This is a genomic window from Anabaena sp. FACHB-595 (assembly GCF_048568275.1).
Lineage (GTDB): Bacteria > Cyanobacteriota > Cyanobacteriia > Cyanobacteriales > Nostocaceae > Trichormus.
The window spans coordinates 5,745,168-5,770,204 of sequence record NZ_CP183473.1; the positions used below are offsets into that span (position 1 = coordinate 5,745,168).

17 protein-coding genes are annotated in these 25,037 nt (G+C 40.2%); 8 read left to right on the top strand and 9 right to left on the bottom strand.

Translation table 11 applies throughout. From position 1 onward, the window contains the following. Positions 1-235: 235 nt before the first annotated feature. Both ACN222_RS24120 and ACN222_RS24125 read right to left on the bottom strand, forming a co-directional pair. A complete protein-coding gene (locus ACN222_RS24120) occupies positions 236-994 on the bottom strand; it encodes a sugar transferase (RefSeq protein ID WP_010998957.1) in 759 nt (252 codons plus the stop codon). A gap of 110 nt (positions 995-1,104) precedes the next feature. After that, the gene (locus ACN222_RS24125) at positions 1,105-2,250 is read right to left on the bottom strand and encodes a glycosyltransferase (RefSeq protein ID WP_044522366.1); all 1,146 of its coding nucleotides are present in this window, start codon (positions 2,248-2,250) and stop codon (positions 1,105-1,107) included. 476 nt (positions 2,251-2,726) lie between these two features. On the opposite strand from ACN222_RS24125, the gene ACN222_RS24130 reads away from it, so the two are divergent. Further along, positions 2,727-3,662: an NAD-dependent epimerase/dehydratase family protein gene (locus tag ACN222_RS24130; RefSeq protein ID WP_010998959.1), complete on the top strand. Its 936-nt coding sequence runs from the start codon at positions 2,727-2,729 to the stop codon at positions 3,660-3,662. 173 nt (positions 3,663-3,835) lie between these two features. Here the strand turns inward: ACN222_RS24130 and ACN222_RS24135 are convergent, their stop codons facing one another. Beyond that, a complete protein-coding gene (locus ACN222_RS24135; RefSeq protein WP_010998960.1) occupies positions 3,836-5,125 on the bottom strand; it encodes a cation:proton antiporter in 1,290 nt (429 codons plus the stop codon). Positions 5,126-5,279: 154 nt separating this feature from the next. Here ACN222_RS24135 and ACN222_RS24140 point away from each other — a divergent pair, with 154 nt between their 5' ends. Beyond that, positions 5,280-6,647 carry a cytochrome P450 gene (locus tag ACN222_RS24140; RefSeq protein ID WP_010998961.1) on the top strand — a complete coding sequence of 456 codons (1,368 nt, stop codon included), beginning with the start codon at positions 5,280-5,282 and terminating at the stop codon, positions 6,645-6,647. A gap of 63 nt (positions 6,648-6,710) precedes the next feature. Here ACN222_RS24140 and ACN222_RS24145 read toward each other — a convergent pair whose 3' ends face one another. Continuing rightward, positions 6,711-11,366: a hypothetical protein gene (locus tag ACN222_RS24145; protein ID WP_010998962.1), complete on the bottom strand. Its 4,656-nt coding sequence runs from the start codon at positions 11,364-11,366 to the stop codon at positions 6,711-6,713. Between the two features lie 20 nt (positions 11,367-11,386). After that, on the bottom strand, positions 11,387-12,691 hold the full coding sequence (locus ACN222_RS24150; RefSeq protein WP_010998963.1) for a P-loop NTPase fold protein: 1,305 nt from the start codon (positions 12,689-12,691) through the stop codon (positions 11,387-11,389). Positions 12,692-13,374: 683 nt separating this feature from the next. On the opposite strand from ACN222_RS24150, the gene ACN222_RS24155 reads away from it, so the two are divergent. Together ACN222_RS24155 and ACN222_RS24160 are read left to right on the top strand one after the other, a co-directional pair. After that, on the top strand, positions 13,375-13,851 hold the full coding sequence (locus ACN222_RS24155; protein ID WP_010998964.1) for an MEKHLA domain-containing protein: 477 nt from the start codon (positions 13,375-13,377) through the stop codon (positions 13,849-13,851). Between the two features lie 225 nt (positions 13,852-14,076). Beyond that, positions 14,077-14,796 carry a rhomboid family intramembrane serine protease gene (locus ACN222_RS24160; RefSeq protein ID WP_010998965.1) on the top strand — a complete coding sequence of 240 codons (720 nt, stop codon included), beginning with the start codon at positions 14,077-14,079 and terminating at the stop codon, positions 14,794-14,796. Positions 14,797-14,817: 21 nt separating this feature from the next. Here the strand turns inward: ACN222_RS24160 and ACN222_RS24165 are convergent, their stop codons facing one another. Further along, a complete protein-coding gene (locus ACN222_RS24165; RefSeq protein WP_010998966.1) occupies positions 14,818-17,151 on the bottom strand; it encodes a CHASE2 domain-containing serine/threonine-protein kinase in 2,334 nt (777 codons plus the stop codon). Between the two features lie 802 nt (positions 17,152-17,953). On the opposite strand from ACN222_RS24165, the gene ACN222_RS24170 reads away from it, so the two are divergent. The 4 genes from ACN222_RS24170 (at position 17,954) to ACN222_RS24185 (ending at position 22,596) form a co-directional block, all read left to right on the top strand. Next, positions 17,954-18,475, top strand: a complete 522-nt coding sequence (locus ACN222_RS24170; RefSeq protein WP_044522369.1) for an NYN domain-containing protein — start codon at positions 17,954-17,956, stop codon at positions 18,473-18,475. Positions 18,476-18,565: 90 nt separating this feature from the next. Beyond that, positions 18,566-20,161 carry a 2-isopropylmalate synthase gene (locus ACN222_RS24175; protein WP_010998968.1) on the top strand — a complete coding sequence of 532 codons (1,596 nt, stop codon included), beginning with the start codon at positions 18,566-18,568 and terminating at the stop codon, positions 20,159-20,161. 68 nt (positions 20,162-20,229) lie between these two features. Further along, a complete protein-coding gene (gene dapF / locus ACN222_RS24180; protein WP_010998969.1) occupies positions 20,230-21,087 on the top strand; it encodes a diaminopimelate epimerase in 858 nt (285 codons plus the stop codon). 66 nt (positions 21,088-21,153) lie between these two features. Beyond that, on the top strand, positions 21,154-22,596 hold the full coding sequence (locus ACN222_RS24185; RefSeq protein WP_010998970.1) for a RecQ family ATP-dependent DNA helicase: 1,443 nt from the start codon (positions 21,154-21,156) through the stop codon (positions 22,594-22,596). 22 nt (positions 22,597-22,618) lie between these two features. On the opposite strand, the gene ACN222_RS24190 is transcribed toward ACN222_RS24185, so the two are convergent. The 3 genes from ACN222_RS24190 to pheS all read right to left on the bottom strand — a co-directional run bounded on the left by ACN222_RS24190 (position 22,619) and on the right by pheS (position 25,014). After that, positions 22,619-23,233, bottom strand: coding sequence for a hypothetical protein (locus ACN222_RS24190; RefSeq protein ID WP_010998971.1), 615 nt, complete (start codon positions 23,231-23,233; stop codon positions 22,619-22,621). Between the two features lie 53 nt (positions 23,234-23,286). Beyond that, positions 23,287-23,874 (bottom strand): Uma2 family endonuclease, encoded by a 588-nt coding sequence (locus ACN222_RS24195; RefSeq protein WP_010998972.1) that lies wholly within the window; start codon positions 23,872-23,874, stop codon positions 23,287-23,289. A gap of 147 nt (positions 23,875-24,021) precedes the next feature. Next, positions 24,022-25,014 carry a phenylalanine--tRNA ligase subunit alpha gene (gene pheS / locus ACN222_RS24200; RefSeq protein ID WP_010998973.1) on the bottom strand — a complete coding sequence of 331 codons (993 nt, stop codon included), beginning with the start codon at positions 25,012-25,014 and terminating at the stop codon, positions 24,022-24,024. Positions 25,015-25,037 lie beyond the last annotated feature (23 nt).

Genomic DNA, 25,037 nt, shown 5'->3' on the forward strand with positions numbered 1-25,037 from the left:
ATGAATGAATATTGACTATAGCTAGATGAGGATACATCACAAGACTTAGTTCACATAGTTGATAATAAATAATAGTTCAATAGTTAGTAATTGGTAATAGCTAATAGGCAATAGGTGAATTTTTTCTAATACCAATTTCTGATTACCAACTACCTGAAATATATTGTCCAGAAGAACATAATATTCTTTGTGTGAAGGGGGAAATAATGCCCCCTAGCAAAAAAATTCTTTTTCGTCAGTATGCTCCGTTATTTTTAGGCATGATTACCACATCAATTGTTTTCAATATAATCCATAAGTCCAACCAGAGAGTCCTAGATTTCACATAATGCAAATCGATTTGCACTCGTCGGGGATAGGGAATGTCATTCCTTCCTGAAACTTGCCATAATCCAGTAATCCCTGGTCGAATTGTTAGAACTTGTTCGATGTGATCACCATATTTTGGTAATTCTTCTGCTACTAAAGGGCGTGGGCCAACAACACTCATATCCCCTTTTAAAACATTCCAGAATTGGGGAAATTCATCCAGGCTGGTAATTCGTAAAAATTGACCAATCTTAGTAATTCTGGGGTCTTTTTTGAGCTTAAAACTACTTTCAAATTCCTGCCGCAACTGTGGTGATGTTTCCATCATTTGCATGAGGACTTCATCAGCGTTGCTGACCATTGTCCGGAATTTAATACAATTAAAGGGTTTGTAGTTTTGGCCGATTCTTTCTTGGACATAAAAAATTGGGCCTTCTGAGCTTAAAGCAATCAGCGATGCCAAGATTAAATAGACTGGTGAGAATAGGATCAACACCAATAAAGAAAACACAATATCGAAAAGTCTTTTCGCAAACTCTCCGTTGATACCTTGCAAAGACAAACCTTTGGGTTTGATTTTAGGTGTCTTTGTTTTTTGACCACGCTTGACTGTAGAACGCATAGACGAGCTAGCATCTTGCCGTAAGCGTCGTTTGCCGGAGAGGAGTGAACTCTGGGCAGTCATCATACTCCTTAATAATCCACACCACACATAGTCCCAATCTTAAAGCCAAAAGGATGTGCTTCTGGGGTTAAATTGCCAAAAGCATACAAAAGAATTACAAAAAATTCTGCCTAACCTGCTAAATTAGGCTTTTGTTGATGGCACTGGTCTAAAAAATCTAGATAGCGCTTGGCAAAGTTTTGCGGGGAAAACTCAGCAGCGTGCGATCGCATATACTCAGGGTCAAGAGCATCTTGATACATTTCAAATTTTTCTACTGCCTCCACCAAAGCTGCTTGAGTTTGCATTTTAAAAAATATACCTGTTCCTGTATCTTTATAAGATCGTACATCCCTAACTGTTTCCGTGGCACCTCCGACACCATAGGCAATTACCGGAGTACCACAAGCTTGTGCTTCCACTAAAGCTATACCAAAATCTTCACAGGCAGCATAGACAAAAGCCTTGGCTTTGGTCATATACTTTTTGACTACATCATCAGGCTGCCACCCTAATATTTGAATATTAGAATTAGCTAGCTGGCGAATCTGTTTCATTTCTGAACCTGTACCGATGATGATTAATGGCCGTTGCAATTGGTTAAACGCTTTCACAATTAGGGATACCTGTTTATAACTCACTAATCGGCAAACTGTGAGATAAAAATCCTCTTTGTGAGGTGAAAACGGAAATTCTGCCACATTCACCGGGGGATAAATAACTTTGGCTTCTCGGCGATAGCAACGCCATATCCGCCTAGCTGTGTAATGGGAATTGGCAATGAAGTAATCGACTCGATTGGCGCTTAACACATCCCATTGGCGTAAACGATGTAACAAGTATCGAGTCACCCATCCCGCTACACCATTCCCCATTTGGCTGGAACGCAAATAATCAAAGGTTAAGTCCCAGGCGTAACGCATAGGACTATGACAGTAGCAAATATGTAGCTGGTCAGCAGTGGTCAATACGCCTTTGGCGACAGCATGAGATGAGGACAAGATTACGTCATACTGGCGCAAGTCCAATTGTTCGATTGCCAGGGGTAAAAAGGGTAGGTACTTTTGGATACCATTACGGGCAAAGGGAAAGTGCTGGAGGAAGGTCTTGCCAATCTGACGTTGGTATAAATAACTTTCAGGATTGTTAGACTCAAAGTCGATGAGGGCGTATAAATCGGCATCGACATGATGCAGAATTTCTTTGACAACGAGTTCTGAACCGCCGGTGGCTTTTGGTGTCAGCCACTCATGAACAAGAGCATATTTCAATGGCACAGCTAACTAACTTTAAGGTGTAGAAATTAAAGGAGGCAAGAGGCAGAGGGAGCAAGCCAGAAGCAAATTAAACCCCTCCAACCTTGAAGCCACGGAAAAAATTACTCTATGGCAAGCTGACGCAAAAGTCATGACTTTTTCAGGCAAATTCCCCTTTGCAAGCAAGAAATGGAAAGCGCTTCAGATAAAAAATACAGACGTACTTCTCTGAGGGGAGGTTCCAGAAGGATACAGCAACCTGATAACCTCAAATCAGGGATTGGGTATTGGGTATTGGGGGTTGAGTAAGGGGATAATATTTTCTTTATTCTTATGTTTCCTCCTAGTCACCAGTCGCCAGTCCCCCCTTCGGGGTTCGCCAGTCGCTAATGGGGGAAACCCCCTTGTCTACGACAGGCTTACGCTAACGTGTAGCGTCTCGTAGAGAATACCGCGCTGGCTCACCATTCCCTCAAAAACATAGCAATGGGTAATTTATGCGAATTTTAATAATGGGTGGTACTAGGTTCATTGGTGTCTATTTGACGCAAATCCTGGTTGAACAAGGACATGAGGTAGTACTTTTCAATCGTGGTAATCGACCGTTACCAGCTTTACAGGGAGTAGGACAAATTATAGGCGATCGCACGGATGCCACGCAGCTCAAAGAAAAATTATCAGCAGAAAATTTTGATGTTGTTTTTGACAATAACGGGCGGGAATTAACGGATACTCAACCACTGGCGGAAATTTTCCAAGATAGAGTGCAGCATTTTGTTTATATGAGTTCTGCGGGGGTTTATCTCAAATCCGACCAGCTACCCCATATAGAAGGGGATAAGGTAGACCCCAAAAGTCGCCACAAAGGTAAGCATGAAACCGAGGCTTATTTGCAGCAAATAGGATTACCCTTTACCTCGATTCGTCCCACCTACATTTACGGCCCACGTAACTACAATGATTTAGAAAGCTGGTTCTTTGATCGGATTGTACGCGATCGCCCCCTGCCCATTCCAGTTAATGGGCTGCATATTACTCAGTTAGGTCATGTCAAAGATTTAGCAATGGCAATGTCGCAAGTGATTGGCAACAAACAGGCGATTGGGCAAGTATATAATATTTCTGGCGATCGCTATGTCACGTTTGATGGTTTAGCTCGTGCTTGCGCCCAAGCCTTGGGAAAATCAGCCGATGATCTTAAAATTGTCCATTACGACCCGAAAAAATTTGATTTTGGTAAACGCAAAGCTTTCCCCATGCGAGTGCAACATTTCTTTGCTTCAGTAAATAAAGCACAGACAGAATTAAATTGGCAACCGCAATATGATTTAATTTCTGGGCTGGCTGACGCTTATGAAAATGATTATGTAGCAAGTGGACGCGATAAATCAGAAATAGATTTCTCTGTAGATGACGAGATTCTCAAAGCTTAGAATCGAGTTATGAGTGCTGGGTACTGAGTAAGAATTTTTTCTCTGCTCCTCTACCCCGCTCTTTGACCACTCATACTAGTTTGGTCAAAAACGATGAGATAGAGAAATGAAAATGAATGGTTTTGATTTCTCTTTGACCACTCATACTAGTTTGGTCAAAAACGATAACATATTTAATTTAAAGTTTCAGGCAAAGAAGTTTTCTGCTCATTAGCAATATTGCGTTCATACCAACTCATTAATGGCGTAGCAGATATGCCATGTATAACTACAGAAACTACCACCGTAGTGTAAGTTATCCAAGCTATTTCTTCGGCAACTGCATCTTTTAAACCATGACCAAAGGCATAGGCGAGATAATATAAGGAACCAACGCCACGAATGCCAAACCAGCCAAGTAACCAGCGAGTTCCAGGATGGAGGCGGCGGCGATGGGATGCTAAAGGACGTTTGCCAATGGTGCTAATCCAGGCTCCAATAGGTCGAATAATTAAAAATAGGAAAATAATTATTATCAAAGACTGATAGCCATAGTTAATTATTGGTTGCCATAGTAATATCGAACCTAATAATAATATTGTGCCAACTTCTAAAAGTTTTTCTAAGCGTTCAATAAATTCTAATTGTGCAAGTGGTTTTTCTGGATTTCTATAAGTATCTTGGAAAACTAATCCAGCAATAAATACTGCTAAAAATCCATAACCGTTGACAACTTCTGTTAGAGAATAAGTTAACAATATTGCACTGAGAGCAATAAAATCTTCCATCAACGCATCAGCAGAACGACGCTTCTGGACTTTTTGATCAATCCAAACTATTGCTTTGGCAACAACAAAACCCATAATTAATGCAGCAGCGATCGCCCAAATTAAATCAACTGCTACCCACTGCTTAAACCATGTGTTCCAGTTGTCATCTTTGATAGCAAAAAGTCCAAAATAGACAAAAGGAAATGCTAAGGCATCATTTAAACCACCTTCCGAGGTTAAACCAAAACGTAGCTCATCTTTATCATTGATATCTGTTAGTTGAACTTCCGATGCTAACACTGGGTCAGTGGGGGCAAGAATGGCTCCTAATAAAATCGCTTCGCCCCAATTCATGCCTAAAAATAATTTAGCTACAACAGCTATGGCAAAAATAGAAATAGGCATTAAGAAACCAATAAGGCGTGCGGTAATATCCCACACTCTACGTCTCAGGGGATGGATTATTTTTAATCCACAGCTAAAAACGGAAATAATGACGACAAATTCTGTGATTCTTTCCAATAAATCTGCATTAAATACATCATCCCGCCTTAGTTGTATCAACCCAAAGCCATAAGGGCCGAGAATGATTCCCACTAAGAGATATATCAAGGCAAAAGATAGAGGTAACCGCGAAATCCAACCAGAACCTAATGTAACGACGAGCAAAAGTAGCCCAATTACAAATAGGTCAATAATATAAATATCTACCATATAATTTATGTATAAAAAATCTGGATAGCTACGTTATTTTAGAAGCGATCGCCTATTTGTATAAATGATCTACAGATAGATATTATTAAGATGATTTATCTTTATTTCTACTTCTGCTAGCTGAGTTAGGATAGTACCAAAAGGAGCATTTGTCATGAAACTTCCAGATAGTCCAAAAATACCAAAATTTATGCAGCTAGTGCAGTGGATTTATCAGCCATTACAACTAATGGAAGCATCTGCCAAAGCTCATGGAGATTCTTTTACACTATGGCTAACCAATAAACGACCAATAGTATTTTTGAGTAACCCGCAAGCCATTCAAGAACTTTTTACTACTCCATTAGAACAATTAGACGCTAGAGGGACAGCCCAAGTTTTACAACCTTTATTAGGGGAAAATTCTTTACTGTTGCTGTCTGGAGAAACTCACCAGCGCCAGCGTAAGTTGTTAACACCGCCTTTTCATGGCGATCGCATGAGGGCTTATGGCGATATCATTACTAACATCACCAAAGAAGTCATCAGTAATTGGCAATTAGGCAAACCCTTCTCAGTGCGCGACTCTATGCAGGAAATTACCTTGCGGGTCATTTTACAAGCTGTTTTTGGTTTACGCGAGGGAGAACGTTACACCCAACTGCAAAAACGCCTCTGTGACATCTTAGATTTAAGCGGTTCTGCCTTACGTTCTACCCTTTCCTTTTTGCCTGCATTGCAGATAGACTTAGGTCGCTGGAGTCCTTGGGGTCACTTCTTGCGTCAACGAGAGGCAATTGACCAACTGCTTTACGCCGAAATTCAAGACCGCAGAGATCATCCAGACCCATCCCGCACTGATATCCTGTCCTTGATGATGGCAGCACGGGATGAAAATGGCGAAGCCATGACCGATGTTGAATTGCGGGATGAATTGATGACGTTGTTAGTCGCAGGTCATGAAACCACCGCCTCAGCTTTGACATGGGCTTTATACTGGATTCACAAATTACCGCAAGTACGAGAGAAACTTCTGGCTGAGTTAGATAATTTTGGTGACAATGGCGACGTAAATGAAATTACTCGCTTACCTTATTTAACGGCTGTCTGTCAGGAGACACTACGCATTTATCCCATTGCGATGGTGACCATTCCGCGTATTACCAAGACAAATTTAGAAATTGGTGGTCATCAATTTGCACCAGGAACAATGCTTGTCGGCTGCATTTATTTAATGCACCGCCGACCAGATTTATATCCCCAACCGCAAGAGTTTAAGCCAGAAAGGTTTTTAGAAAAGCAGTATTCGTTATATGAATATCTACCATTTGGTGGCAGTAACCGTCGCTGTGTAGGTATGGCTTTTGCCTTGTATGAGATGAAATTAATTTTGGCGACGGTCTTAGCAAATGTAGACTTAGCACTAGTTGATAACTATCCCGTCAAACCCACCCGACGCGGTGTCACCTTAGCACCCTCCGGCGGTAAATGGTTAATCGCCACCGCACAGCATCAAAAAATCAAAAACCCTGTAGAAGTATAGTTAATTGCCACAGCGATCGCCTATATTATTTTCCCATAGAGCGATCGCGCCCCAATCAATACTTTACTTCAATATATCGCAGAGACGGCGATCGCTCTCTGTGACATGAGGGTTATTCTCTAGATAATCTTGTAGCCAATTACAACCACGCGCCAGTAATTGGTCTAAATTTTCTATCGGCCATAATCTCACGGTGCGATCATCAGAAGCCGTGGCAATATACTGATCATCAGGACTGATACTAATACTTCTGACTGCACCTTTATGTCCTTTGAATTGCGCTAGTTGCTGTCCGTTAAGATTCCATAACCTAGCGGTGCGATCGTCGGAACTAGTAGCGATATACTGCCCATTATGACTAAAAACGGCACTCTTCACCGGGGCTTGATGTCCTCTAAATTCGGTCACTATTTGCCCATCCAGAGTCCACAATTTAGCTGTATGGTCTTCAGAAGCAGTCACCAGATATTGACAATCAGGGCTAAAATTCACACTCCAAACTATACTTTGATGCCCCAAGAATTGCCCGACCTGTCGTCCTGCCAGATTCCACAATCTAGCGGTACAGTCATCAGCAGCAGTCGCAATATGCTGACCATTGCAACTAAAACTCACATATCGCACCCATTTATCATGCCCTTTAAATTGCATCAACTCCTGACCATCAAGACTCCATAATCTAGTCGTCAAGTCAGAGGAAGCAGTAGCGATGTGCTGGCCATCCGGGCTAAAACTAACGCTCCAAACTGTACCTTGATGTCCTGGAAATTGCTGAAGTAACTGCCCTGTAATATCCCATAATCGTACCGTCCGGTCAGAGGAAGTAGTAGCAATATATTTACCGTCGGGGCTAAAACTCACACTCCAAACTTTTCCTCGATGTCCAAGGAACTGTAAAAGCTCCTCACCTTTAATATTCCACAAACGTACAGTCCGGTCATCGGCAGCAGTAACGACTTTCTGCCCATCAGGGCTAAAATCTACGCTCCTAACTGTACTCTGATGTCCTTGAAATGCGGAAAACTGCTGCTTGTTGAGGTGCCACAATCGGACTGTACGGTCGGAAGATGCAGTCGCAATATATTTACCATCTGGGCTAAAACTGACGCTTCGCACATAGTCCTGATGTCCTGAGAATTGCGCTAGTTGCTGACCATTGAGATTCCAAACCCTAGCGGTACGGTCAGAGGAAGTTGTAGCGATATATTGACCATTGGGGCTAAAACGCACACTCCAAACCACACCCTGATGGCCTCGAAATCTGGTTATTTGTTCTCCTGCAAGGTTCCATAACCGAGATGTACCGTCAGAGGAGGCGGTAGCAATGTACTGACTATCGGGGCTAAAACTTACATCCCAAACACAATCTTGATGTCCTGGGAATCGGACAAGCAATTTCCCCTTGAGGTTCCATAATCTGACTATACGGTCATCAGCAGCTGTGGCGATGTGTTTACCATCTGGGCTAAAACTGATACACCAGACGGTTCCTTGATGTCCAGGAAACTGCACTAGCTGCTGACCGCTAAAACTCCATAATCTGGCGGTGTGGTCATCACCAGCCGTGGCAATATGTTTACCATCTGGGCTGAAACTGACACTCCGCACATAGCCCTGATGACCTTGAAATTTGGCTAATTGTTGACCGCTAAAGTTCCATAACCTGGCTGTCCGGTCAGAGGAAGCAGTGGCAATATATTTGCCATCAGGACTGAAATTGGCACTCCAAATTGTATCTTCATGTCCTTGCAATGAGATTAATTGTTTGCCTTGGAGATTCCATAATCTGGCGGTACAGTCGTCAGAAGCCGTAAGGATATACTGACCATCACGACTAAAACTGACACTCCTGACCCAGGCTTGATGTCCTTGGAACTGGTTACGCTCTTGGATATTGTCTAAAATCGTCTGCAAAGCCAGTAATGGACTAGTTGCTGGGTATTTTGCCAGAGAGCGACCGTCTTTGACTAAAGCTTGCAAGGCTTTTCCACTCCGCATTGCTGACATGAGGGCATCCAATTGTGCAAAATCGAACTGTCGTACAGCGCTGACTCCTTCCTGTTCTAAGGTTGTCCCTGCTTGTGCTTCTCTGAGGGCAACTTGTTGTTTTTCTAATTCTGCGTTGACTTGAGTTAGTATGGTTTCTACCCGCTCTAGCTCTTGTTCAATTTGTTTTCTTTGTTGCCGTTCCTGTTCGAGTTCTGCTAACAATTCATTTCCCTGCTGTTGACGAATGAACGGCACTAGATAATCATGTACTAATTGATAGCGATCTGCTGGTACTTCTGGTAAGAGTAACACTAACCCAGACTTCACAAAAATTTCTAATATTAAATCTAATGTTTTTATCTCTGGTTTTAAATCTGAGGCCAAATCAGTCCGAGTTTTGAGAGGACGAGTACCGTTTTCATCTGTGAGTAAATATAATACTAAGCGCGCCATGTGTTCATTTTCTGAACCACAATTTCTAATAACCGTTTCTAAAAACCTTTCTACTAATTTTTCTTTAGTACCAAACTGACAATATTTTTCTAAAGTATTAATTTTTTCTGTTTGCATTTGCGCCCCCACAATCTGTAATTCAATGGGACGTACTTCCCCAAACTGGCATGATAAATCTTCAACTAGCTTATCTATAAGTTTAGGTTCTAAGTAAAAGTGTGTTTTCTCTGTCAGGTTTTGGATAATAGCTTTAGCATCTGCGGGGGAAAAATTACCCAAGTAATAACGAATATTTTTATCTAAAATATTATTATTAATTGACCCCAAATTAAATAATCGTTCTAATTCTAGTAAGTAGTGTAAATAATCTTCCCGCAACGAAAGTACAATCTTGACAAAAGGAATATCCAAACAAAAACTTAAAAAATCGTAAAAGGCTTTTCTGCTAGCTTTATCTGTATAAACGAAGAAAAACTCCTCAAACTGGTCAAAAATTAACACTGTTAAAAGATGGCGCTCAGAATTCTTCTGTAATTGCTCTCTAATGGCTACGGCTGAATTAAGATCATGAGATAACTTATAACCTCTAACTTCCTCAACAGCTTGTGCTAGGTTTTGTCCTAATGTTCCTACCCAATCTGTATACACTCGTAACAGTATAGGTAAAGCATCACGTTCAGCAATAGGCTTTTCCTGCAAAGCGGGTATTAGACCAGCTTGTAAAATAGAGCTTTTACCCACCCCTGATTGACCATGAATGACAGTCAATTTATGTTCGGTGCTACTAATCCTTTCTCGCAAACGTTGAACATCCCTTTCTCGACCAGAAGCAACTATTTCTTGAGCAATTGTTCCCTTTCTGTCTACTTGTAATTGTGCGGGATTAATCGCCTGAAGCTGAGGATTGAGATAAGATGCGCCAACAAAGGCACAAAAACCATATTGTTGTTCAATTTGTAGTTGCTCTTGTTTAGCTTGAAAAGCTGCTAAATATTGACCTTGCTCAAAATAGACATTACTTAACATCTCTAAAATATTAATATAAAGCCTGGGATTATAGTAAGCCTGGGTTTCAGTTTTGGCTGCTAATAAATTGCTGACAGCATCGGCATTTTCATTTAGTTCTTTTTGGGAGCGGGCTAAGATAAATAGATATAAACTCCGTTCAGGAACTTTTTGATTCGAGATATTCTTCAGTCTTTGTAATGCTTTTTGAGCAAGTTTTTTAGCCTCATACCATTGAAAACTTTCTAAAGAAACTTCAGCTAAAAACCCATAAGATTGGGCAATTTTTAGCGATTGACCGTAATTTTTATGCAGTTTTAATGATTTATGCGCTAAGTTATATAAATCTGGCCAAGCATTTAAGTTCCTTAACACCTCTCCTAACGTATTAATATACTTGGCAATTAAATTATCAAAATGTCCTTTTTCTAAAATAGCAATACATCGCTGAAGATATTTTCTGGCTTTTTGGTAACATCCCTGATTATCTATCAGATTTTTCTCCGCCTGTCTCACATAAGTCAAACCAATGTTAAATAGTAATATTCCTTGCCGTTTCAAATTATGATTTTTTTGCCAGAAATCTAAACTATCTTGATAATGAGCTAAAGCAGAGTCTGTATGGTCGTGTAAATAATCATGTAAACCCCGGACAAACTCCAGGTTAGCTTGAATGACTTGATTTAATTCTCTACCTCTGTTTTGCAAATCTTGAATTCCTCGATTTAATTCCCAACAAATCTGGGGATTGGGAATTACATCACCAATAAAGACTTCATCAGTTTTTCTCTGAATAAAACTTATTAACTCATTAGTGTTACTTTCAAATGGAATAATAGTAGCCCAATTTTCTAAATCGGTGGCTAATCTAATGAACTTTTGGAGAACTTGGTCATTAACCCATAACATTATAGGAAAAGGAAAGTTTTTTCTAAACTCTTCTCTTACTCGGTTAGCCGCAGTCAGCACAGTATCAATATCTTGAGCAGACTCTAAGCCAAAGACAATCAATGCGGGTGGTTGTTCATCTCCTAATTGTTCATTTATATTTGTGTAGAGTGTTTTTACTGTTTCTGGTAAAGTGATTTCATGTATTTTGATTGGAGAAATTTGATGTAGTTGTTGGGTAATGCGTTTACGCAAAGCCGCGTAATTACAACGCAATAATATTAAGGAAAATTCTCCCTGAGAAAAAGTAATTGCCCTTACCAAAGTTTGTAACGACTGCTCATTCTCAGGAGTTAAGTTATGGGAATTAGGTAGATTATTCATCTTATGAACAAGACAACATCTTATAATTTAAAGTCTTTGGCTTCTGCCAAAATCGGATTAATATCAAACCAGGAACCATCCTCGTCTCGGTATTCAAATACAAACATACTGGGAAGCAAAAGTTCATATTTTTCATGACCTCTCAAGCTTTTATCTTGCGCTACTTCGTAAAGAACTTCCCATTCATCAGGAGTAATAGCCAATGAAAGTTCATTACAGCGTTGTTTAATTACCCTATCTAGACATTTCCGCGAAATGGGGGGGTCTTCTTGTTGAAGACAGCGAAATAATATCATGAGCAAATTACGCAAATGGCCACCACTAACTAAGCACAGTCTATCCAATGTTTCAGCGCTATCAAAAACCTCTGTAATTAACGTTTGGTTTTGTTCCCAACTTACGCCAGGAAACGCCCTGGCCATTACCATCTGTTGTAGTAAGTTGATTCCCTGGGCAAATTTAGTACCGTTTTGAAGTTTTACAGGTACCATTGGCAGGACTTTGGGGTCAATACCAAAACGATTTGTTAATCTACCTAAAGCATTGGAGAATATTAAAACTAAGGGAATTGTATAAACAACATGGCAGTTTAGTTGGTTTAACTGTTCACCACGTTCTACAAATAAATATTCAGGCTGGATTTGTCCTGTAGGCTTCAATGAGTTATCAATGCGGTCAAGATTGTCAATGATGACCACTAATCCTTTTTTACCTTGCAATTTCAGTTTAGCGATCGCTGGTTGTAGTAGTTCTTTATTGATAGACTCTAAAATACCATTGGTGCGTGGTTCTAGATATTGCCGTAATTGCGATCGCAGTTTCGGACTATCTTTAGTTTTAGCGGTAATTTTGCCAATACCTACAGATAACTCCGCTTCTACGCCAATATCTAGGGGTGTTTGCAAAAAACCCACAATTTCTGTAAACAAATTTTGGAAGTATCCAGGTTTGAGGTTAATCTTGATTGCCTCTAGACTTTGACTCACCTCACGGGCTATTGCTAATAAAATATCTGTCACGTCTACATCAGCCATATCCAGGCTTTGGCTAGACTCAAAGTACACTACATGAAATCCCTGCTGTTCTAACTCTGATTTCAGGCGGAGTAATTCCGTTGATTTACCACAACCAATATGACCAGTAAACAACTGACAAGTAGGTTCATCTGGTGAAAGCCTGGTGATAGTTCGCCCTAATTCGTCAATAATCTTGCTACCCCGCACCTTAGAAAAATCAATGTAATATTGTCTATCCTCCGGTTTGCTGACAGCCAAAGTTTTGCTAGGATTGCACGCCTGAAAAAACCTGATTAAATCTAACTTCATGAGAAATCACCCGAAATCAGCCTGGTAATAGCCCTATATTTCAGGATTATAACGATATCATTACTAATAATTAGAAATTGCTAATAAAAGGTTATTTTCTACAACTTGAATTTTATTTGTACAGGGAATAATCTAACAATTACATCCAACCTCGCAGCTTTTGATGCACCTGTGCAAAGTGCCATATATAGTTAGTCATCAAGTTTGTATTTATCAGCAGCCTCAACTATATATAGGATTCATACTTGATTTTTGAAATACACGTAGGGTGGGCAATGCCCACCAGCTCATGGTTTTGGTAGACAATGCCCACCCTACAAGTACTGATAATTTTATGTGCAAGCGCAGGCTACGCCAACAGAAATCAAATCGGATTCCTATATTCTTGAGCTAAAAGTAAATGATTTTCCGCTTCGTAATACAATCCCAAATAAAGTTTTTTACTAATAACTTCGTTCCATTGCCGGAGTTAATTTTCTAAATAATTGATAAATAACATAATTGGTAAGCTGTAATTTTAACTATCAACAACTGCAAGTGTAATAATTTATATTTAATTCTACTTTCAGGTAATCCTGCTGAGTTGAGTAGGATAGGAAATTATTCATGCACAGACATAGACAAGGGAGAAAGACAGCTTGTTATGTCATACTGGGTTCTTGGTGTTAAATTTATATTGATCTATGTCTGGTGTGAAAGAATATCCTGGGGAACAATACATAATTATTCGCCACAGTCAACGCTTAATTAAAAGTTTTCAGTATTGGACAGGAAATTTATTACTAGATGTGCATGGATCACCTGATGAAACAGCGTTGGCATTATTTGAAGCACCATTTGTCTTAGTTTCTCATGGTACGGAACCAGACCCAATTTTTAACTACGGTAATCGCAAAGCTTTAGAACTATGGGAAATGTCTTGGAATGAATTTACGAAAATGCCTTCGCGCAAGAGTGCTGAGGAGATGGTACAACAAGAACGCGATCGCCTGTTAGCAGAAGCAGCAACTCAAGGTTTTAGTTACTACTCTGGTGTACGCATTACCAGCACTGGCAAACGCTTTTATATGCAAGACGGTATCATCTGGAATCTGCTGGATGAACAACACCAGTATTGTGGTCAAGCAGCTGTTTCCTATAATTATCAATTTATTACATAACCATGATTTGATTGCTAACGGTTAACCGCCAACAGTGAAGGAGACGCGATTCATCGCGTCTCTACAGATGGTTTATTTGTCGCATTCTTTTTTCCGATTGGTATTAGATGGGGGATATTTTAAATCTTGATACCGTTTAACTCTTATTCATCCACTGGCTAGAAGAAACTACTAGCAAAATTTACTACTCTGAGTCTAGTGAGTTAAAAATCAGGAAAAACGCCAGTGGTTCCCATTAGAGATAATAATCCTGTAACAATTACGCCTTATGTGACTTATGGGCTAATTGCTGCCAATATCCTCGCTTTTTTGTATGAAGCTAATCTTCCTCCCCAAGCATTGGATGGCTTTTTGCATTTGGCGGCTGTCGTTCCGCGAGAACTGAGTTTAAGTTTTGCTGGTGTTTCTGTGCATCAACCAGTACCAGAGTGGGCAACTTTGATTACCTCCCAATTTCTCCACGGTGGTTTTCTGCACCTAGCTGGGAATATGTTGTTCCTATGGATTTTTGGTAACAACGTAGAAGAAAAACTTGGTCATGCCAGATATTTGCTGTTTTATCTAGCGTGCGGCATATTAGCGTCTTTAAGCCAATGGTACTTCTCCCAAGATTCTAGCATTCCTTCTTTGGGTGCTAGTGGGGCGATCGCTGGTGTGATGGGTGCATATATTCTGCGTTTTCCCAACGCCGAAATTCTCGGTGTTGTCCCTTTAGGTTTCTTCTTCCCAACTTTCCGTGTTCCTGCATACTTCTTTTTAGGTTTTTGGTTCCTGCAACAATCTTTTTACGGACTTGCTGGTTTACAAACACGCACTAACATCGGGATGGAAAGTGGTGGTATTGCCTATTGGGCCCATGCTGGTGGTTTTATTTTCGGCGCACTCCTGGGGCCCTTGTTGGGTCTATTTAGCGATAAAGCCAAGGAAGAATCTTGGTATAGTTAAATTCCCCAATCCCCAATAAATTCAAGGCCAATGTGCAGTCGGCAAATCTGACTCATCTATGGATATGATTGTGTTCATTGATGAGTTATTTTGCTGCCCGAAGTTTTTATCTGGGGTATTGGCTAACTGATCAAGTGCTGCTAAAACTGCTAATGCAGACTGATAACGCTGCTTAAAATCTTCCCGCACCATTTTGCTCAAAATTTGGGCAAAGCCTTGGCTAACAAGTGCTTTATCGCTCCATTTTATTTCTTCATTCTCATCTCTGGGGAGATCGTGAGGGGAGATACCTGTTAAGGCTTTAATACCAATCATACCGACTGCATAGATATCACTATTGTATTGAGGACGACCGAAACATTGTTCGCTGGGTGCGTAACCTTTAGTGCCAATACCAATAGTAAAGGGGATTGGCTCTTGATTGTCTGTTTGGGGTAAGGAAATTTCTTTGACTGCACCAAAGTCAATTAAGACTAATTTACGGTCTGAGTCTCTGCGAATAATATTGCTGGGTTTAATATCTCGATGAATTACACCATTTTCATGAACGAATACTAATATTTCCAGTATTTCCCGAATAATTGCCACCGTCTCTGCTTCACTAATACTTCTACCTGATGGCAATTCCTGGTTCAGAGGATGACCAATAATATATTCTTGAACTAAATAAAATTCTGCTTCTTGTTCAAAATAGGCCAAAAGTTGGGGTATTTGCTGGTATGAACCCAATTTTTCTAAACTTTGTGCTTCTAGATTAAACAAGCGCCTAGCTAGTTGCAATCCTTTTCCTTGGGTATTAACTGGTTTCAGTTGCTTAACTACACATTGCGGATTACCTGGACGTTGGGTATCTTCGGCAATATATGTTTCACTAAATCCACCGTAACCAAGTACCTTGAGAATTTTGTAACGTCCACTGAGGATTTTTCCCGATAGGGCTACATTTCTTTGTTGTAATAAGTCTTGTAGTTCTTGCTGTTGGCTAATAATTTCCTGAACAACAGGAGAAGTTTTATATTTCTGAAAAATATCGACTATTTGGCGAGTCCGGATTTTTTCTTTAGCTACTTCTGTTCCTAGATAAGATATGCCACAAAAGGCGATCGCCAACATTGGTATAGCTGTAGGAAATAGCAACTGTGCATAAACAAAGCTGATATAGCTAACACTCCCCCAACCACTGGCGACAGCCAAACTTAAAATAAATCGCTTAAATCCGCTTTTGCTTCTGGTAATGATGAAAGATGTACCACCAACTAATCCCAACACAAACAAAGCTTGCAGAGATTGACTTGGAATCGCTTGGGCGATCGCTTTACCTTTCATCAAGGTGGCGATCGCATTGGCGTGAATTTCTACTCCTGACATCTTTTCAGGCGATAACCAAGCGCTACTAACCGCTACAGCATGATAATCATTTGCTAACTGGGCAGTTGCACCAATAATCACGATTTTGTCTTGAAATACTTGCCCTTGCTGCAAATAAGTATTCCAGTTTTGCGGGTCGAGGACGTGCCAAAAGGGAATCGTGGCAAATGTGCCAGCCGGTCCCCAAAAATAAATGCGTTCTCCGGCTGAACGAGGATACTTTACCTGTGCTGTTCCCAACACTGCTTGGTCAAAGGATGGAATTTTATCTGTGAGGGCATCCACTCCGCCTAATATCTTTGTAAATTCACTACCTAAGCGATGTACTTTGCCATCCACTTCTACAGGAAAATTCACGGTACCTATTGATGCCTCATCGTGACGAAATTTTTCATAGGGTAACCTCAATTGAGTAAAAAATCCCTGGTGGGACTGAGAAATTTCGTATTGTGCCGCTAACGTCACCTTGCCGCTATATTTTTGTAATACTCCTTGCAGTTGGCGATCGTCCTCATTTCCGTAGCTTCCGGGTAGATCAAAAACCACATCCAAAGCAACAGATTTAGCCCCAGCCTGCATCAATTTTTCCACTACCTGAGCATAGGCAACACGCTTAAAAGGAAACTTACTCAGTGGTTCTAGGTAGGCATATTTCTGTGGATCTGTTCTATAGTATTGTTCGGGTACTGATATGGACTGATCGTCAATTGCTAAGATCACTATGTCCTCTGGTGGGATAAGTGGTCCTCTGATGTGAAAAAATGCAGATATTGCTTGATTTTCCAGCAACTGCACTAAACTTAAGCCAGAAGTTGTCAACAAAGCTGCACCCATTGTTAAAGCAACAGTGAGTATGTTTCCTAAACGTACCAGACGCTGAGACTGGCGTGCTGCTGCTGTTAAAGTAGCTTTGGTGGTTTTATTTGACGCTATATTGGCAGTAGACCCATTTTTTTTGTTGATTTTTTCTGTAGGTTCTTCTGCCATATCGTGTTAATAATTGGTTTAAGTACATTTTTATTTATTTAGTTTCATTTATACTACAACCACATTGAAATCAGAACTTAAATGATAACCTTATACATTTGTAATATAAATTTTGTTCTGCGCCAAACTTATGTTAAACAATCTCCACTCAGTCAAGATAATAGAGGCTAGAGATTAAAGGTTAAACACTAGAAAAAACAGATTTTTATCCTTTAGTTGTGTGTAAAGTCTGAATAATGGGGAATAAGTGAAAGGACTTAGGGTGGAGATAAAAGAGTTTTTCATGCTGAGTCAGAGGATTTTTCCGGAAATGGCTGACTGGAAAAAATACTGTTAACCTAGCCCCCGTTGAGTAAACAATATTAGACCCTAGCCTCTCACCCCTAACTATTGGCCTCTCACCTGCTACCTATACCGCTTATACAGAATTGGTATTTTTCACTCGCCTTTATTGTTAATTGCACGACCGATATATGGTACTTCCCCAATCTCCTATCTTCAGACCTATGCCTTACCTCTTTAGAAGTAAACTTGATAGATGGATAGCAAACCATCCTGTTACTGTGTCGATTTTATTGGTAGATTTTGATTACAGGGTGTTTCTCATAGTGTTGGGAGTTAAAATGTTCAACAACCAGCAGATGAATTCCTATATTGTTCCTAATTTTAGGCATTGAAAGAGGTAAGATAAAATCTATACATGAAAAGTTCCGCTAGAGCTATTAGTCAATTTATCAAATGAGAATTGCTATAATCTATTGTCCATTCTAAATTCTTTACTATATATTAGGTGTATTTTTCTATGGGTTCCCCAATGAATCGTCTGTCTATTTTTGTAGACGGAAACAATATGTTCTATGCTCAACAAAAGAATGGGTGGTTTTTTGATCCAAGACGGGTTTTAGAATACTTCAAAAACGAGCAATCAGAAACAACATTAATTAACGCATTTTGGTACACTGGGTTAAAAGACCCCCAAGATCAACGAGGTTTTCGAGATGCTCTCATTAGTTTAGGGTATACAGTTAGGACTAAAATACTCAAAGAATATTGTGATGATTCGTCTGGTCGTTACTCACAAAAAGCTAATTTAGATATTGAAATTGTCGTTGATATGTTTAATACGGTAGACCAGTACGACCGGGTAGTTCTATTTAGTGGTGATGGTGATTTTGAAAGAGCAATTGAATTATTACGTTCAAAAAATACACACATCACAGTAGTATCGACAGAAGGAATGATAGCTAGGGAATTACGTAATGCTACGGATAGATATATAGACTTAAATGATATTAGAGACCGTATAGAAAAAGCCGAAGGTTAATATCCTTAGCAATTATTTACAAAATTAAAACTACAAAAACTTAGGTTCTAGATATTTTAAGCAAAACGTACAACTAAAAAAATAGCCAAAATGACAACTAAACCAGAGAAAATCATCATTTTTGATACAACACTCCGTGACGGGGAACAGTGTCCGGGTGCAACACTGAATATAGATGAAAAGCTAGCGATCGCCAAACAGTTAGCCCGTTTAGGTGTAGATATCATAGAGGCAGGTTTTGCTTTTGCTAGCCCAGGTGATTTTGAAGCAGTCCATAAAATTGCCCAAACTGTAGGGACACAATCAGGCCCAGTAATTTGCAGTTTGGCAAGAGCTAGACATGATGATATCAAAGCCGCAGCCGAAGCGATTAAACCAGCAGCTAAAGGCAGGATTCACACCTTTATTGCTACTTCTGATATTCACCTCCAGTACAAGCTGAAAAAAACCAGACCAGAAGTGATTGCGATCGCCGAAGAAATGGTAGCTTATGCTAAAAGTTTCACCGATGACGTGGAATTTTCTCCAGAAGATGCTGGACGTTCAGACCCAGAATTTTTGTATCAGGTTTTAGAGCGAGCGATCGCTGCTGGTGCAACAACAATTAACATTCCTGACACAGTTGGTTACACCACACCAAGCGAATTTGGGGCAATAATCAAGGGCATTAAAGAAAATGTCCCCAACATCGACCAAGCAATTATTTCTGTTCACGGACACAATGATTTAGGCTTGGCAGTTGCTAACTTCTTAGAAGCAGTCAAAAATGGTGCAAGACAACTAGAATGCACCATCAATGGTATTGGTGAAAGAGCAGGAAACGCCGCCTTAGAAGAATTGGTAATGGCGATGCACGTCCGCAGACAATACTTTAATCCCTTCTTAGGTAGACACCCAGATTCGGAAGAAGCACTCACCAATATTGACACCAAGCAAATATATAAAACCTCACGCTTGGTTTCTAATTTAACAGGAATGTTAGTGCAGCCAAATAAAGCGATCGTTGGTGCTAATGCCTTTGCCCATGAGTCAGGAATTCACCAAGATGGAGTTTTGAAAAATAAACTCACCTACGAAATCATGGATGCCCAATTGATTGGCTTAACCGACAATCAAATAGTTTTAGGCAAACATTCTGGACGCAATGCTTTCCGTACACGCTTGAAAGAATTAGGCTTTGAACTATCAGAAACTGAGTTAAATAAAGCCTTTGTCAAATTCAAAGAAGTCGCCGATAAAAAGAAAGAAATCTCCGATTGGGACTTGGAAGCAATTGTTAACGACGAAATCCAACAAGCCCCTGATTTGTTCCGGGTAGAACTCGTACAAGTTTCCTGCGGTAGCAATGCACGTCCAACTGCAACAGTCACCCTCCGCACCCCAGACGGCGAAGAACTTACAGATGCAGCCATTGGTACAGGGCCAGTAGACGCGGTATATAAAGCAATTAACCGTGTGGTTAACGTCCCCAACCAATTAATAGAGTTCTCTGTGCAGTCAGTAACAGCCGGGATAGATGCAATTGGAGAAGTGACAATTCGTTTGCGGTATGAATCACGAGTATTTTCTGGTCATGCAGCCAACACAGATATCATCGTCGCCTCTGCACAAGCCTATGTTAACGCCCTAAATCGTTTATACGCATCCTTGCAGACTCAAGACAAGCAAACAGAAGTCACAGCATAACACTTAAAATAAACCCAACTCACTACAAGTTGGGTTTATTTATTTCTCCTAATTATTTACTTCAACTAATGAAGTTCTACAAATATCATGCTCTTGGTAACGACTATTTAGTTATCAATCCTCAGGATTTAAAATTTCCCCTAACACCTGAAAAAATTAAAATAATTTGCCATCGAAATTTTGGCATTGGATCTGATGGTATTTTGTTGGGGCCTTTAGCATCAACAAAAGCACAATTTGCTTTACGCATTTTCAACCCCGACGGAAGTGAAGCAGAGAAAAGCGGTAATGGACTGCGGATTTTCTCCCGTTACCTGTGGGATATGGGACTAGTTGACGAAAAGCCATTCTCAATTGAAACTGCGGGTGGAATAGTGGAATCTGCGATCAAAGATGCAGGTAAAACAGTCCAAGTAGAGATGGGGAAAGTCAGCTTTTGGAGTCGTGATATTCCAGTTATTGGCGATGACAGAGAAGTAATTCAAGAAAAAATCTTTCTTGATGAAGGCATTTTTACATTTTGTGCAGCCACAATAGGTAATCCACACTGTGTAATTCTTTTAGATGACATCAATTCCGAGGTTGCCAGAAATTTTGGCCCAATATTTGAAGGTTATCCTCTTTTCCCCAATCGCACTAATGTGCAGTTTATGAAAGTTTTAGATAGAAGCACTATTCAAATTGAAATTTGGGAAAGAGGAGCAGGTTACACTTTAGCTTCAGGTAGTAGTAGTAGTGCGGCGGCGGCTACTGCACATAAACTTGGTTTGTGTGACTCTAAAATTATTGTCAAAATGCCTGGGGGAGACATTTTAATTCAAATTAAAGATGACTTTCATATATCTATGACAGATTCTGTCACAAAACTTGCCCAAGGAGAATTGTCAACAGAAATATTTGCCATAGAAACTGTCATTAATATCTGAGAAAATTACTGAACCAATATCTAGATAGTAGAGTGTAAATTCAAAAATATTGCATCTACTACCTCCATGAATCCTCACAAAACAAAAGCTTGGGAAGAAGTTCGGACTACTTTTAAAGAAATTTGGGGTTACGAAGATTTCCGACCGCCACAGGGAGAAATTGTTAGCAGTTTATTAGCCCAAAAAGATGCAATTATAATCATGCCTACCGGGGGTGGTAAGTCAATTTGTTTTCAATTACCTGCACTACTACAAACAGGTTTAACTTTGGTAGTTTCCCCGTTGGTGGCGTTGATGGAAAATCAAGTGCAAGAACTAATCCAACGCCAACAAAAAGCAGCACTTTTGCATAGTGAGTTGTCCACATTTCAACGCCGGACAACTCTACAAGCATTAGAAAAACAACAGCTAAGATTACTATATTTATCTCCCGAAACTTTATTAAGTCCACCAGTTTGGGAAAGATTATGTCAGCCGCAATTGCAAATAAATGGACTAATTTTAGATGAAGCCCATTGTTTAGTGCAGTGGGGTGAAACATTTCGCCCGGCTTACCGCAGGCTAGGGGCTGTTAGACCTGCATTACTCAAACATAAACCACCAGGAACCAAAATCAGCATTGCTGCGTTTACGGCTACGGCTGACCCCTCTGCACAACAAACTATTCAAACAGTTTTACAATTACAGCAACCAGATATTTTTCGCCTCAATCCTTACCGTCCTAATTTGCATCCCACTGTCCGCATTGCTTGGACACCAAAGGGTAGGAAACAGCATTTAATTAAATTTATTCAACATCGACCCCAACAAGCAGGATTAATCTATGTCCGCACAAGGCGAGATAGTGAAGATTTAGCTGCATGGTTGTCACAGATGGGTTACGCCACAGCTAGTTATCATGCTGGATTAGGTGCAACAGAACGCCGGGAAGTAGAAGCCAAGTGGTTAGGCGGAAAAATTCCGTTTGTGGTGTGTACTTGTGCTTTTGGAATGGGGATTAACAAGCCTGATGTGCGCTGGGTTATCCATTATCACGCACCGCACCTATTGTCTGAATATGTGCAAGAAATTGGTCGCGCAGGAAGGGATGGTAAACCAGCCGAGGCGCTGACTTTGGTGAGTGAACCTACAGGGTGGCTAGACCCAGATGATAAACAAAGACAGCAATTTTTTCAAGAGAAAATGCGATCGCAACAACAAAAAGCCCAACAACTCATAAAAAAACTACCACAACAAGGTGAAATCAACGCTGTAACTAAACAATTTCCTGATAGTGCTGTAGCTCTAGCTTTACTTCATAGTAGTGGGCAATTAAACTGGCTTGACCCATTCAATTACAAAATAGAATACAAAACCAAAAGTCAGCCATCAACACAATTAAACGCTACTAAACAGATGACTCAATATTTAAATACTAAACAATGTCGCTGGCAATTTTTATTAAATGCTTTTGGATTTGCTAAAGAAGCAAATAACTGGCGTTGCGGACATTGCGATAATTGCCGTTAATGGTTTCATCCAAGACTACAGATCAAGGTAATTTCTCCCAAAGTGAAATCCAATTGCTGATTTCTTTAGTAGGAATAATTTTTCTATTTTCGTATAATATTTTAATAATACGTAACCGATGTTTAACATCTTTTAAATCCCTAATATTTTCCAAATTAGCATCAAAATAATTTTGGCTATCATCTGGATTATTCTTTGACAAAACATCTCTCCAAGCTGTTGCTTTAATCAATGCTTCCTCGTAGGAAAACTTCAACTTACTAAAAAACCAGTTCAAAACCTGTTTAACATCTAAGATTGTATGACCAGAAATGTTACCGATTTTTATTATCATATATGCTCTCAAAGACATTGAAGAAGATAAATATCTATCGGAAAATTTATGATTTTTTCTGGCTAAATAATCATAAATTGAAATAGATATTTCTGCCCAAGCAAGGCTACATAAATGGTCTTTATTAGATGTACAAACAAGTTCCTGAGCATTGAAAGTACAAATTTCTGCTAATCCAAGCCAGTTAAAGTTCTCTGGCACTTGCTCTTGTTCTAACAGAACACTTTTTAGCCAAGATTGTACCTGCTCTATGTCTTGTTGGAGTAGAGTTTTTAACAAGTTTGCTGCTTCAATTTTATTCATACTTGCTCATAGAGCAGACATCAAAAATTCTTACAATTTATCTACAGATAATTTTATGTATTCCTTTCTCCTACTGTAAGTATTTGCTCTGCTGTTAGGTTTAATTCAGGAAAAATATGGGAAACAATTAATGTATTTCCTGTAAATATACTTTCTTCATAAAGCCCATCGACTAATGTCAGTAGAGTAATCATGCCTTTTTGGGGGTCAACAATCCAATATTCAGCAATTCCCCTAGCAGCATACTCAGAACGTTTGTAGCGATAGTCACGGTCTTCATTAGCTTTACCTGGAGAAACAACTTCGACCACTAAAGCTGGCGGCGGCATATCTAAGGTAATAGTGGATCTAGTAGCCCCTTTTAAAGCTTTTGCTAGTTCTTCTGTTAATATCACTAGGTCAGGAACGCGAGTTGTAGCACGAGAACCACATACGACAATTTCAGCTTTGTTACTTACTCGATTGACAGGAACGAACTTGAGGAAATTTACCAGTAAAAACAGAGATATTTGTACATTTATTGGGCTTTCAGGAGGCATTTCAATTAATTCTCCTGCTACCAGTTCATACTGGCGATCGCTGCCATTGTCATATTTCAAATATTCCTCAAGCGTTAATTGTTGGCTGGTGATTGAGGTCATATTGTCTAAAGCTAATTTGCATAATGGTATTTTAACTAATCAAAATGTTGCTGTTAGCTAATACTATATAAAATACATATTTTGTGAGATTTACACAGTAACAGTGGTGGGCAATGCCCACCATACGAATGCTCTTTTCTGAGTTTTTCAGAACTGACGCAAAAACCGTAAGTCACTAGCATATAAACGACGAATATCATCGATTTGGTGTAGCACCATTGCGAAACGTTCTACACCAAAACCAGCCGCAAAGCCAGTGTAAATTTCTGGGTTATAACCTACAGATTTCATCACATTGGGATCGACCATACCGCAACCCATGACTTCCAACCAGCGCCCATTCCACTGCAAATCTACCTCAGCCGAGGGTTCGGTAAAGGGGAAGTAACTGGCGCGGAAACGAATTGGCAAATCACCAAACATAGCTTGCAAAAACACCTTAATAGTGCCTTTGAGGTCGGTAAAAGTTAGTCCCTCATCAATGGCTAACAGTTCGATTTGATGGAAAACTGCCGAGTGGGTGGCATCTACATTATCTCGCCGATAAACTCGCCCAGGAGCCACAATGTGAATTGGTGGTTCCTCTTTTTCCATATAACGAATTTGCACCGATGAGGTGTGAGTACGCAGGAGATTACCGTCTGGGAGGTAGAAAGTATCCTGCATATCACGGGCAGGGTGGTCTGGTGGGGTGTTGAGCGCCTCAAAATTGTAGTAATCCGTCTCCATTTCCAACCCTTGCGCCACCGTGTAGCCCAAGCCCACAAAAACATCTAGCGCCCGGTCAATAATGCCATTTAGGGGGTGAATACGTCCTTGAGGCTTGTAAATACCAGGCATAGTGACATCAAGCGTTTCCGCGTCTAACTGTGCCTGAATTTGGGCAGATTCTAAAGATTCCCGTTGCTTGTCTAAACTAGCTTGTAGGGCTTCCTTAACCGTATTGGCGATCGCTCCAATTTTCGGTCTTTCCTCCGCACTCATCTGCCCCATACTCCGCAACAAAGCCCCCAATTGCCCTTTCTTGCCCAGATAACTAACTCTGAGTTCTTCCAGACGTTCGAGGGTATCGGCGGCGGCGATCGCCTGTTCTCCTTCCTGCCGCAGTGCTAAAAGTTGAGCTTCTAAGTTGCTAGTCATTATTTATTAGTCAGTGGTCAGTG